We start from the raw sequence: 12342 nt of genomic DNA on the forward strand, positions 1-12342 counted from the left end.
AGCATTCGCTGGCTGCATTTCTTGGACGGTGCCGGTCAAGCAACGCTATCGCGTCGCAGCCCTGCTCGCGTAGCCGGCCGTTCCCTCTTGCAACCGGGCCTCATAAGCCACCTGGCCGCCAAAGTCGTTAATGCTGAGAAAGCTCAACGCCAAGGGCGCAGCGTCAGTGTTGCGCAACAAGGGAAGACTGAGTTTCTGATGCGGAGCGAGCATCTGGCGGTCCAGACTGACCCGCTCTGTACCGCGCTGACGGGCTGAAATCCTCAGCATCGAGACGTGATACGGTCCGGGGTTCTCGACGTGCAATACATCGCCACCGCCCCAGGTCCAGCGCAGTTTTTCGGGGGCCTGCAACACGTCACCCTCAAGGCCTTGCGGCCGAAAGAAGACTTTGATGCGTTGCCGGATCGCGATCTGCAACGTGTTTTCGGCAGCGGTCTGAGGGATTTCCTGCACGTTGAGCCACAGCACCGACTCACGATCGGCAGGCAGACCGGCTCCGGAATGAATGATGCGCAGCAATTGCTTGCTGCCGCCGGCCATCCGGGCCAGCGCGGGCGTTACGATGAACGGCAGACTGCCCGCGCTGCCGGAAGATTCAGTGGAGCTGGAATCTGCCGCCTCCAGCCATGACTGCAACAGGATTTCTCCGCTGCCGCTGTTCTGAACCCCCAGGCTGGCTTCCTTGTCGCCGCCCTGATAAATGACGCGTGTCGTGTTCAGGACGATGCCCGCATGAACGGACGACACGGCCAATCCCATCGCGACAAGCGCAATGCAACGTATGAAATCGAAAAGCATAATGAGTGCTCGCCTCTGGTCAGGCTTGAGACAGGGCGGGCAAACCCGCCCTGTCAGGCAGTTACTCGTAATCCATCACGAACGGCATGAAGCCATCGGCGTTACCTGGATTGGTCGGCGTACCGTTAAGCACGTAAACCGCACCGAAGTTGATTTCTGCGGTTGCACCATCGGCACCGTCCTTGACGAGCGTGGTGTCGATCGTTTCGCTACCGCTCAGGTCCATCAGTACACTGGAGGCGTTCAACAGGCCGATGCCCACACCGTCGGCAGCGCCGGTGGTGCGCAGCAGTTTCGCGTCGTTATTGTCCAGGCCGCTGCCGTTACGTGGGGTAAAGCGCATCTTCACCATGTTGTATTGAGCGGCACCGGCACTGCAGTTCACCAGCAACTGGATCGGCGTTGCTGTCTCATAGCGGGTTTCGGTAGAAAGACCGATGTCCGAAAACGAAACGTTGCCCAGATCCACATTAATCTCACCCGGGTTATTACCCGCACTCACACCCGTACCCGGCGCGACATCGCAAGAGATATTGGTGAGGGTTCCGTTAAAGATCAGTTTGCCGTTGTTTGCAGCATTCGCGGTACTTGCCATACCGAAACTCATTGCGCCCAAGACTGCCAGTGTCAGAGAAAGCTTATTCATGCTAACTACCTTCCTTGTGTTATTTCGTGTGTGCCCATACTCGGACGGGGAGCACTATAGGTGTCCGGCTTTTTAACGGATGTCAGTGTGATTACTTTGGAAGTACGGACACGACCACGCGTGACGCGGGATGCATCTGTAGGAATAACCGGAGATACCGTACAGGCCACGGTTTCAGAGCGTTCCAGGCAATATCCAAGTGCAGAGATCAACCAAATGATTGCATCGGGCACTCTGCAGAGTTGGAACGATTCAGGCGAGGATGATTATATTGTCGGACAATAACCCAACGCCGTGAAGAAGGCGACGGGTTATAGGCGTCGACGGGGAGATGAGTTATTGATACGTCAGTGTTACTACACCGGCACGCACCGTGACTGCTGACTGTTCGGCAGCCAGAACCGCCGATGACAGAGGCAGTTCCTGATACCGGGCAATAAACGGTGCACCGCCATTGGCACAGGTATTTCTTACTGTATTGATCTGAATCACGACACCCGGCGCTACGGTCAATGAGCGAACCGGTTGACCGACCGCATCCGTTGCGGAGGTCGAAACTTCGCAACTTGAATTGACCACACTTCCATGCAACCTCAGCACGCCGTCTCGCGCCATCGACGATGTCGAGGCGCACATCAGCGCAATGGAAGCGATCGCCGCCAGTCGGGAGGGCGTGGACAGAAGTTGCAGAACGTTATTGCCTACGGACATTTTACGGCTCATGCCACACCCCGCTGATAAACGCTTGATTACAGTTAAGTCGAGAAAAGAATTCGCTGCCAGAAGTAACTTCAGGAAAGTGTAGGAATTGTCCTAGGACTCACTCATTATCCGACACGTCATCCTCTCTACCGTTGTATCGCCTCGGTGCGGGATTTCTTGATCGGGCGTTTCCTGACAATCCTGACAGCTGAAAGTCATTCTGCTGACCGTGTTTGCGCGCTATAAGGAAGTCATGGAACCCGTTACTTTCACTTTGACTCTTCCGGCGCCTTCTCTGTATGCGTAAACAGACCCTGACTGTGACTGCCGTCGCCCTCCTCGCAGCCCTCGTGGCGATCGTCGGCTGGAGCCTGATGCGCCCCGCCAAGGCACCGAAAAGTGCGCCGGCCGCCGTGCCGGTGAAAGTGGTGACCGTGCAGGTCGAGGACGTACCACGTTTCGTGACCGGGATCGGCTCGGTGCTGTCGCTGCAGAGCGTGATCATCCGGCCGCAGGTGGACGGCATTCTGACCCGCGTGCTGGTCAAGGAAGGCCAGCAGGTGAAGGCAGGCGAACTGCTGGCGACGCTGGATGACCGCTCGATTCGAGCCTCACTGGAACAGGCCCGGGCGCAACTGGCACAGAACAAGGCTCAACTGGACGTAGCGCAACTGGACCTGAAGCGTTATCGCCAGCTCACCGAAGGTAACGGGATTTCCAGGCAGACCTACGACCAGCAGCAGGCGCTGGTCCGCCAGCTCAGTGCCACCGCTCAGGGCAACGAAGCGTCCATCAATGCCGCGCAGGTCCAGCTGTCCTACACCCAGATTCGGTCGCCGGTGAGCGGTCGGGTCGGGATTCGCAACGTCGATGAAGGCAACTTCATGCGGGTGACCGACGCCGCCGGGCTATTTTCCGTTACACAGATCGACCCCATCGCCGTGGAGTTCTCGCTGCCCCAGCAAATGCTCCCCACGCTGCAGGCACTGATTGCCGGTGACGCGGCGGCGGTGGTCAAGGCCTATCAGGGTGACAGCGCGGCCAATGGGCTGTTGCTGGGCGAAGGCACCCTGTCATTGATCGACAATCAGGTGTCCACCGCCACCGGAACGATCCGCGCCAAGGCGCAGTTCAAGAACCCAGGCGAGCGGCTGTGGCCGGGGCAACTGGTGACAGTGAAGATCCAGACCGGTATCGAACGCCATTCGCTGAAGGTCACGCCGCAGGTGGTGCAGCGTGGCATGGACCAGCATTTCGTGTACCGCGTCACGGCTGACAAGAAGGTTGAAGTGGTGCCGGTCAAAGTGCTTTATCAAGACAGCGAGCAGACCCTGATCAGCGGACCGCAAGCCGGTGACGTGCTGGTCAGCGATGGCCATTCTCGCCTCAAACCCGGCGCGTCCATCGAAGTGGTCAACGAACAGGCCGAGGCTAGCCGCACCGCGCAAGTGGAGCGCACGTTATGAAAGGCAGAGGCTCCGTGTCGGCCTGGTGCATCGACCACCCGGTCGCCACCTTGCTGCTGACTTTCGCGCTGGTGCTGCTCGGGGTTATCGCGTTTCCGCGTCTGCCCGTCGCGCCATTGCCGGAAGCGGAATTTCCAACCATCCAGGTTAGCGCCCAACTGCCCGGTGCCAGCCCGGAGACCATGGCCTCCTCGGTCGCCACGCCGCTCGAGGTGCAGTTCAGCGCGATACCCGGCATGACCCAGATGACCTCCAGCAGCGCGCTGGGCTCGACCAACCTGACACTGCAGTTCACCCTCAACAAGAGCATCGACACCGCCGCCCAGGAAGTACAGGCTGCGATCAACACCGCCGCCGGACGGCTGCCCGCCGACATGCCGAACCTGCCGACCTGGCGCAAGGTCAACCCGGCCGACAGCCCGGTGCTGATCCTCAGTGTCAGCTCCAGCCTGATGCCGGGCACCGAGCTGAGCGATGTGACCGAATCCATTCTGGCGCGCCAGCTCAGCCAGGTCGAAGGCGTCGGCCAGGTGTTCATCACCGGCCAGCAGCGCCCGGCCATACGCGTGCAGGCAGCGCCGGAAAAACTGGCTGCACTGGGTCTGACACTGGCCGACATCCGTCAGGCCGTGCAGCAGACCAGCCTGAACCTGGCCAAGGGCGCGCTGTACGGCAAGGACAGCATTTCGACGCTGTCCTCCAACGATCAGTTGTTCAAGCCTCAGGATTACGCGCAACTGATCGTTTCTTATAAGGACGGCGCGCCTGTGCACCTCAGCGATGTGGCGCGGGTGGTGAACGGTTCGGAAAACGCCTACGTCAAGGCGTGGTCCGGGGATCAGCAAGGCGTCAACATCGCCATCTTTCGCCAGCCCGGCGCCAACATCGTCGACACCGTGGACCGCATCCAGCGTGAACTGCCGCGCTTGCAGGAGATGCTCCCCGCCGCTGTCGATGTTTCGGTGCTTAATGACCGTACTCGCACCATTCGCGCGTCGCTGCATGAAGTGGAGCTGACCCTGCTGATTGCCGTGCTGCTGGTGGTGGCGGTCATGGCGCTGTTTCTGCGCCAGCTGTCGGCAACCTTGATCGTCAGTGCGGTGCTGGGCGTTTCGCTGATTGCCAGCTTCGCCGTGATGTATCTGCTCGGCTTCAGCCTGAACAACCTGACGCTGGTGGCGATCGTGGTCGCGGTCGGCTTTGTCGTGGACGATGCCATCGTGGTGGTGGAGAACATCCATCGACACCTCGAAGCCGGACAGGGCATGCGCGAGGCGGCGATCAAAGGTTCGGGGGAAATTGGCTTCACGGTCGTGTCGATCAGCTTCTCGCTGATCGCGGCCTTCATTCCGCTGTTGTTCATGGGTGGCGTGGTCGGACGACTATTCAAGGAATTTGCCTTGACCGCCACCGCGACGATTCTGATTTCGGTGGTGGTGTCGCTGACCCTGGCCCCAACCCTGGCGGCGCTGTTCATGCGCGCGCCTTCGCACGGTCAACACTCCACACCCGGCTTTGGTGAGCGGCTGCTCGCCACGTATGAGCGCGGCCTGCGCAAGGCACTGGCGCATCAGCGAATCATGCTCGGCGTGTTCGGCCTGACGCTCGGGCTCGCCGTGGTGGGCTATATGGCCATCCCAAAGGGTTTCTTCCCGGTGCAGGACACGGCCTTCGCGCTCGGCACCACCGAAGCGGCGGCCGACATTTCCTACCCCGATATGGTGGAAAAACACTTGGCGCTGGCGAAGATTGTCGGTGCCGATCCGGCCGTGCTGGCGTTCTCGCATTCGGTCGGGGTGTCGGGCAGCAACCAGACCATCGCCAACGGTCGGTTCTGGATTTCGCTCAAGCCCCGTTCCGAGCGCGATGTTTCGGTCAGCGAATTCATCGACCGCCTGCGGCCCAAACTGGCCAAGGTGCCGGGCATCGTTCTGTACCTGCGCGCCGGACAGGACATCAACCTCAGTTCCGGCCCCAGTCGCAGTCAGTATCAATACGTGCTCAAGAGCAACGACGGCGAGCTGCTCAATACCTGGACCCAGCGACTGACCGAAAAACTGCGCGAAAACCCGGCGTTCCGCGACCTGTCCAACGACCTGCAACTGGGCGGCAGCGTGACGCACATCGACATTGACCGCAGCGCCGCGGCGCGCTTCGGCTTGACCACGGCGGATGTGGATCAGGCGCTGTATGACGCGTTTGGTCAGCGGCAGATCAGCGAATACCAGACCGAGGTCAACCAGTACAAAGTGATTCTTGAGCTCGACGCGCAACAGCGCGGTAAGGCCGAGAGCTTGGCGTATTTCTACCTGCGCTCGCCGCTGACCAATGAAATGGTGCCGCTGTCGGCGTTGGCCAAAGTCAGCGCACCGCGCATGGGTCCGCTGTCGATCAGCCACGACGGGATGTTCCCGGCCGCCAACCTGTCGTTCAACCTTGCCTCAGGGGTTGCCCTCGGCGATGCGGTGCGCATGCTCGATGAAGCCAAGATCGAAATCGGCATGCCGGCCTCGATCATCGGCAGCTTCCAGGGCGCGGCGCAGGCGTTCCAGAGTTCACTGGCCAATCAGCCATGGCTGATCCTCGCTGCGTTGGTGGCGGTGTACATCATTCTTGGCGTGCTGTACGAGAGCTTCGTTCATCCGCTGACGATCATTTCCACCCTGCCCTCTGCCGGTATCGGCGCACTGTTGCTGCTGTGGATGATGGGCCAGGATTTCTCGATCATGGCGCTGATCGGGGTTGTGCTGTTGATCGGCATCGTCAAGAAGAACGGGATTTTGCTGGTCGACTTCGCCCTGCAAGCCCAGCGCGAACAGGGCCTGACGGCACAGGAAGCGATCTACGAGGCGTGCATGACCCGTTTCCGCCCCATCATCATGACCACCCTGGCCGCGCTGCTCGGCGCCTTGCCGCTGATGTTGGGCTTCGGCGTCGGTGCAGAGCTTCGTCAGCCTCTGGGCATCGCGGTGGTCGGCGGTCTGCTGGTGAGCCAGATGCTCACGCTGTTCACCACGCCAGTCATTTACCTGCAACTGGAGCGGCTGTTCCATCGGCGTCATCCCGCGCCAGCACCGGCCCTGGCCATTCACGAGTGAGAGTCGCTGCATGCGTGTGCTGATTATCGAAGACGAAGAAAAGACCGCGGACTATCTGCGTCGCGGCCTGACCGAACAGGGTTATGCCGTGGATGTGGCGCGTGACGGTATCGAAGGGCTGCACTTGGGCCTGGAAAACGATTACGCGGTGATCATCCTCGACGTGATGCTGCCGGGGCTGGACGGTTTTGGCGTGTTGCGCGCCCTGCGAGCCCGAAAGCAGACGCCGGTGATCATGCTCACCGCCCGTGAGCAGGTCGATGACCGCATTCGCGGGCTGCGTGAGGGTGCCGACGACTATCTGGGCAAACCGTTCTCGTTTCTCGAACTGGTGGCGCGCCTGCAAGCCCTGACCCGGCGCAGCGGCGGCCATGAACCGGTGCAGATCAGCATTGCGGACCTGTGGATCGACCTCATCAGCCGCAAGGCGACCCGCGCAGGCCTGCGTCTGGAACTGACCGCCAAGGAGTTCTCGCTGCTCAGCGTGCTGGCGCGTCGACAGGGAGAAATTCTTTCCAAGACCTCGATTGCCGAAATGGTCTGGGACATCAACTTCGACAGCGATACCAACGTGGTCGAAGTGGCGATCAAGCGCCTGCGTGCCAAGCTCGACGGACCGCACGAACACAAGCTGTTGCACACGATTCGCGGCATGGGCTATGTGCTGGAGAACCGCAGTGCGGATTGATTCGATTGCGCTGCGCCTGGGCGGTCTGTTCGCGCTGGTTGCACTGGGCGTGTTTCTGCTGATCGGCTGGGCGCTTTACCTACAGGTCGACAAGAGCCTGGACCTGCTGCCCCGCGCCGAAGTGGATGCGCGTTACAGCGTGCTGGAATCGGCGGTCAATCGCTACGGCACGCCGGAGCACTGGAGCAAGATCAAAGCCAAGCTGACCTTGCTTGGCGAGGAAGACAAACGCCTGCGCTTCTGGGTAGTCAGCGATGATCCGGTGTACGAGTTTGGCAAGCCCGACGCCGAAATCCGGCGTTTCGCCCAAGGCCCTCTGGGCATGCGCGACCTGAAACGGGCGGATCACCCATTCCCCTTCAAAGTTTTGGTCAGTGAGTTCGCCCCCAAAGAGCAGCGCCCTGCCCTGCGCTTCCTCACTGCCATCGATACCGAAACGTTCTGGCACACTCAGCACGCGTTGCTGGTCGCGCTGGTTGGTTTTGCCGCACTCGGCATTCTGCTCGCCTCGGCGCTCGGCTACTGGGTCGCCCGTATCGGCCTGCGGCCGCTGACCAGTCTGTCGCTTGAAGTGCAGAAACTTGCCCCGCCCAGGCTTTCCGGACGCCTGAGACTGTCGCCGTTGCCCCCGGAGCTCGAACAATTCGTGGCGTCATTCAACTCCACGCTGGAGCGCGTCGAGCAGGCCTATTCGCGGCTGGAGTCGTTCAATGCCGATGTGGCCCACGAATTGCGCTCGCCCCTGACCAACCTGATCGGCCAGACCCAGGTCGCCCTGACGCGGGGCCGCTCCGCCGAACATTACTTCGAGGTGCTGCAATCGAACCTCGAGGAACTCGAGCGCTTGCGCTCGATCATCAATGACATGCTGTTTCTGGCCAGTGCCGATCAAGGCACCAAAGTTCAGGAACTGACCCGGGCTTCACTGGCGGAGGAAGTCGCGACCACGCTGGACTATCTGGACTTCATCCTCGAAGACGCGCAGGTCCGGGTGCTGGTGGACGGCGATGCAAGCGTGCCAATCGAAAAGGCCCATCTGCGCCGCGCATTGATCAACCTGCTGCACAACGCCGTGCAACACACCCAGGCGGGCGAAAGCATTCACGTCAGCATCCAGTCGCAGGAGGACAAAGTGAGCATTGGCGTGGCCAATCCCGGCGCGCAAATCCCTGAAGAACATCTGCCCAGACTGTTCGAGCGGTTTTATCGGGTGGATGCATCGCGCAGCAACAGCGGCGCTAATCATGGTCTGGGGCTGGCCATCGTCAAAGCCATCGCGCTGATGCACGGCGGCTCGGTGTTTGTGAACAGCGAACAGGGCATCAATACGTTTGGCATCAGTCTTCCGCGGTGATCTGTCTATCCCTGCGGCGGTCTGACAATTGACGCTTATTATTTGACGTCTCCCTATTCATTCAAAACAGTATTTATTCGTCGCGCTCTCTTATTAGCGTTACAAGAGCCGTGATATATATGCTGCCCACAAGAACACTTCCCATAAAGTTAATTATCCCAATTAATTATCAAGAATCATTCGTTTGCAGGTAGTACAGCCAATGACGTTGTCTGCATCCATCCAGACTGCACCCTTCAGGTGGTCCCGACCTGAGCTGATGCTCATTGTCGGCAGCTCGCTGTCGGTGCTTTCGATTCTCACCATCGTCGCGTCCCTGCTGGTGCGCGAGCGCAGCGATACCGCGCTTTCCGCGGCGCGTACCGCTTCCAACATGGTGCAACTGATCGACGCTGACGTCATGCGCAATGCCGAACTCTATGACTCTTCTCTGCAAGGGATGATCAGGGCCTGGCAACGTTATGATCTGAAAAGCCTGTCGCCGGAACTGCGTCAGCTGGTGCTGTTCGACCGCTCGACCGCAGCGCCGTACAAAGGCGATCTGGTATTGCTCGATAATAAGGGCGAGATATTGGCAGACTCCTTATCGGTCATACCCCGCGACGATAACTTCTCCGACCGTTCGTACTTCAAGGAACATGCCGTCGACCCCTCCATGGAATTGCATGTCAGCGCGCCCTACAAGACGCGCTGGGGTTACAAGGACTGGTGCATTGGTTTCAGCCGGCGGATGTCAGGCCCCAATGGCGAGTTTCTCGGTATCGCGAGTGCGGCCATGCGTCTGGTGTATTTCAAGCAGTTGTTCATGAGCCAGAAACTGGCCAACGACAGCAGCATCAATCTGGTCAGCACTAAAGGCATTCTCATTGTTCGCCACCCCGACAAGGACGGCCAGGAACTGATTGGCAAGGACTACAGCCAGACCGCCAACTTTCAGCGCATGCTCAAGGAAGGTGAAGGCAGTTTTTCCGCCTGGTCCACGCAGTTGAAAGCTCAGCGGTTCTACACGTTCTCACGGGTTGGCAGCCTGCCGCTGATTGTCGTGATCGGGCAGTCCGAGGAAGAGGTTTACGCGGTATGGCGGCGCAATGCCTGGCTGGTGGGATGGGCGACCAGCGTGCTGTGCCTCGGCATTTTGTGGCTGACCGGGCTGCTGTGCCGCGAGCTGCGCAGGCGTCACAGCGCCGAGGACAAACTTGCCTGTCTGGCCGCAACCGATGGGCTCACCGGCCTGGACAACCGGCGTCAACTCGATACGGCGATGGAAACAGAGTGGGCGCGGGCGCAGCGCTCGGGCAAGCCTTTGTCGCTGCTGATGATCGATGTCGACCACTTCAAGGCGTTCAACGAACGGCATGGCCATCAAGGCGGCGATCAAGCCCTGCGCAAGGTGGCGCAGACGATCGCGGGCAATATTCGGCGTCCCGGCGATCTGGCGGCGCGTTACGGTGGTGAAGAGTTCGTCGTAGTGCTGCCGGAAACCGACGGTAAAGGCGCGATGAATCTGGCTGAAAACCTGCGCAAGGCAATTGAAGCCATGCCGCCCTTTGCCGGTGATGAGCACCCGATCACCGTCAGCATCGGCGTTGCCTCACAGATCGTCCAACCGGGTGACAAGCTTGCCGCGTTCTTTGGTGTGGCCGACAAAGCGCTTTATCAGGCCAAGAACAATGGTCGAAACCGGGTAGAACAGCGGATCGCGACGATGAGCGCTGTCGCTCAAAACTGATCATTGTCTGAATGGCAGGCATAAAAAAACGCCAGACTGGCTGGCGTTCTTTACGACCGCAACTCTTTCGAACCGCGATGTGACAACCTGTTACGCAGTCGCAGCGCGGGCAGCGTCACGCAGTGCTTTGACTTCGTCGTGGTTCTTCAGCACGCCCTGGTACTGCTTCTCGATCACAGCGATCACTGCTGGGGAAACACCCTTCTCGCGGGATTTTTCCAGCGCTTTGCTGTAGGACTTTTTGGCAACGTCTTCGCCGCGTTCAACTTCTTCCAGAACGGCCTTGTCGTCGCTGCTGGTGAATGCGGTCTTCAGCTTGACCCACGCCTGGTGCAGATCAGCCGATACGCTGGACGAATCTTCCGGCTTGCCACCCAATTGCTGAACGTGCTGCTGAAGTTCGCGTACCGATGCAGCTACTTCAGTGGAACGACGGGCCAGGAACGATTTAACCTGCGGGCTTTTTGCGTTTTCAGCAGCGGTCTTGAAACCTTCTTCGCCGTCGATGCTGGTTTCGATCAGGTCATTCAGGATAGAGATCGTTTCTTTGTTGATATCAGTCATTTGATAATTTCCTAATGGCAGGTTGATACGAAAGTTCTTTCTGACTGGAAGATTGCAGTCGTCATGCCAATTCCGAATAAAAAAATAAACCTTTAAATTCATGCAGTTACGAAATTTTCACAATTGACTTATCGTGACTTCTGCATGAACTGTCCTTTGGCCTGCATGCAGAATGCACGTATCGTGTCGACCTGAACGCAATGACAGAAGGTTGTCTCGATGAATCCTGAAAAACTCAAGCTGCTGGTTACCCAGGAAATGCCCTTCGGTAAATACAAGGGGCGTCTGATTGCCGACCTGCCAGGGCATTACCTGAACTGGTTTGCGCGTGAGGGGTTTCCGAAGGGCGAACTGGGCGGCCTGCTGGCCCTGATGCAAGAGATCGATCACAACGGCCTGAGCGAGATACTCGACCCGCTGCGTACCCGCCCGCGTCAGTCTTACAAAGACCGCGGCGCTTGAGGGGGAGGCAAAAAAAAACGGTGTGCCGGACCAGGGCACACCGCAAAGCCATACAACCAACAACAACTTCTTTAAAGCGGGTCGTGCCCATCGCTCAGCGTGAGCGCGCCGTACGTATCCGTCAGATTAAAAACCGGTTGCCGCACGCCTCTCAGTCGAACAAGGCAAGCGCCTGCGCGGTGGCTTCCTGGATACGACCCCAGTCACCGTTCTTGACCCAGGCGTTGTCGATCATCCAGGTCCCGCCGACGCACATGACGTTAGGCAGCGCCATGTAATTCTTGAGGTTCTGTTCATTAACGCCGCCGGTCGGGCAGAAGCGCACTTCGTTGAATGGACCACCCAACGCCTTGATAGCCGCCACGCCACCACTGATTTCAGCGGGGAACAGCTTGAAGCGGCGATACCCCATGGCGTAACCGATCATGATTTCAGACGCGCTGCTGACACCCGGCAACAGCGGCAGCGGGCTGTCGACCGCGGCTTGCAACAGGTCCTGTGTGCTGCCGGGGGTGACGATGAACTGCGAGCCCGCCGCTTCGGCATCGGCCAGCATCTTGCGGTCCAGAATGGTACCCGCACCGACACACAGCTCCGGTCGCTGCTCGCGCAGAATGCGGATCGCGCTCAGGCCGAACGCCGAACGCAGAGTGATTTCCAGAGCGGTCATGCCGCCTGCGGCCAAGGCGTCGGCCAGAGGCAAAACGTCCTGATCGCGGGCGATGGTGATCACCGGCAGAATCTTCGCTTTCGCGCAGAGTTCGTCGATCTGGACAATCTTGTTCGCCATGCTGTTGAGCGGCTGATTATTTTCGTTCTGTGTCATGGCGAC

Annotated in this window: 11 protein-coding genes; 6 read left to right on the forward strand and 5 right to left on the reverse strand. The window is 59.3% G+C overall.

Annotated elements, in window-relative coordinates; genetic code table 11:
* Nucleotides 1-45: 45 nt before the first annotated feature.
* The 3 genes from BZK31_RS09420 to BZK31_RS09430 form a co-directional block, all read right to left on the reverse strand.
* Nucleotides 46-801: a fimbrial biogenesis chaperone gene (locus tag BZK31_RS09420; RefSeq protein ID WP_083182430.1), complete on the reverse strand. Its 756-nt coding sequence runs from the start codon at nucleotides 799-801 to the stop codon at nucleotides 46-48.
* Nucleotides 802-862: 61 nt separating this feature from the next.
* On the reverse strand, nucleotides 863-1447 hold the full coding sequence (locus BZK31_RS09425; RefSeq protein ID WP_083182431.1) for a fimbrial protein: 585 nt from the start codon (nucleotides 1445-1447) through the stop codon (nucleotides 863-865).
* A 336-nt stretch (nucleotides 1448-1783) separates the two neighbouring features.
* Nucleotides 1784-2170, reverse strand: a complete 387-nt coding sequence (locus BZK31_RS09430) for a hypothetical protein (RefSeq protein WP_157900718.1) — start codon at nucleotides 2168-2170, stop codon at nucleotides 1784-1786.
* Nucleotides 2171-2448: 278 nt separating this feature from the next.
* Between BZK31_RS09430 and BZK31_RS09435 the strand changes: the two genes are divergently transcribed.
* The 5 genes from BZK31_RS09435 to BZK31_RS09455 all read left to right on the forward strand — a co-directional run bounded on the left by BZK31_RS09435 (nucleotide 2449) and on the right by BZK31_RS09455 (nucleotide 10484).
* Nucleotides 2449-3615, forward strand: coding sequence for an efflux RND transporter periplasmic adaptor subunit (locus BZK31_RS09435; protein WP_083182433.1), 1167 nt, complete (start codon nucleotides 2449-2451; stop codon nucleotides 3613-3615).
* Entirely contained in the window at nucleotides 3612-6713 is a 3102-nt protein-coding gene (locus BZK31_RS09440; protein ID WP_083182434.1) for a multidrug efflux RND transporter permease subunit, read from the forward strand. The genes BZK31_RS09435 and BZK31_RS09440 overlap by 4 nt, the downstream gene beginning before the upstream one ends.
* Before the next feature lie 10 nt (nucleotides 6714-6723).
* Complete coding sequence (locus BZK31_RS09445) at nucleotides 6724-7401, forward strand: heavy metal response regulator transcription factor (RefSeq protein WP_083182435.1); 678 nt, start codon at nucleotides 6724-6726, stop codon at nucleotides 7399-7401.
* Nucleotides 7391-8755: a heavy metal sensor histidine kinase gene (locus BZK31_RS09450; protein WP_083182436.1), complete on the forward strand. Its 1365-nt coding sequence runs from the start codon at nucleotides 7391-7393 to the stop codon at nucleotides 8753-8755. The genes BZK31_RS09445 and BZK31_RS09450 overlap by 11 nt, the downstream gene beginning before the upstream one ends.
* 202 nt (nucleotides 8756-8957) lie before the next feature.
* The gene (locus BZK31_RS09455) at nucleotides 8958-10484 is read left to right on the forward strand and encodes a sensor domain-containing diguanylate cyclase (protein WP_083182437.1); all 1527 of its coding nucleotides are present in this window, start codon (nucleotides 8958-8960) and stop codon (nucleotides 10482-10484) included.
* Nucleotides 10485-10574: 90 nt separating this feature from the next.
* On the opposite strand, the gene BZK31_RS09460 is transcribed toward BZK31_RS09455, so the two are convergent.
* Entirely contained in the window at nucleotides 10575-11048 is a 474-nt protein-coding gene (locus BZK31_RS09460) for a PA2169 family four-helix-bundle protein (RefSeq protein ID WP_083182438.1), read from the reverse strand.
* Between the two features lie 219 nt (nucleotides 11049-11267).
* On the opposite strand from BZK31_RS09460, the gene BZK31_RS09465 reads away from it, so the two are divergent.
* The gene (locus tag BZK31_RS09465) at nucleotides 11268-11510 is read left to right on the forward strand and encodes a DUF3820 family protein (RefSeq protein ID WP_083182439.1); all 243 of its coding nucleotides are present in this window, start codon (nucleotides 11268-11270) and stop codon (nucleotides 11508-11510) included.
* A 151-nt stretch (nucleotides 11511-11661) separates the two neighbouring features.
* Here BZK31_RS09465 and BZK31_RS09470 read toward each other — a convergent pair whose 3' ends face one another.
* Nucleotides 11662-12336 carry a bifunctional 4-hydroxy-2-oxoglutarate aldolase/2-dehydro-3-deoxy-phosphogluconate aldolase gene (locus BZK31_RS09470; protein ID WP_029241971.1) on the reverse strand — a complete coding sequence of 225 codons (675 nt, stop codon included), beginning with the start codon at nucleotides 12334-12336 and terminating at the stop codon, nucleotides 11662-11664.
* Between the last annotated feature and the right edge of the window lie 6 nt (nucleotides 12337-12342).

Source organism: Pseudomonas floridensis (genome assembly GCF_002087235.1).
Lineage (GTDB): Bacteria > Pseudomonadota > Gammaproteobacteria > Pseudomonadales > Pseudomonadaceae > Aquipseudomonas > Aquipseudomonas floridensis.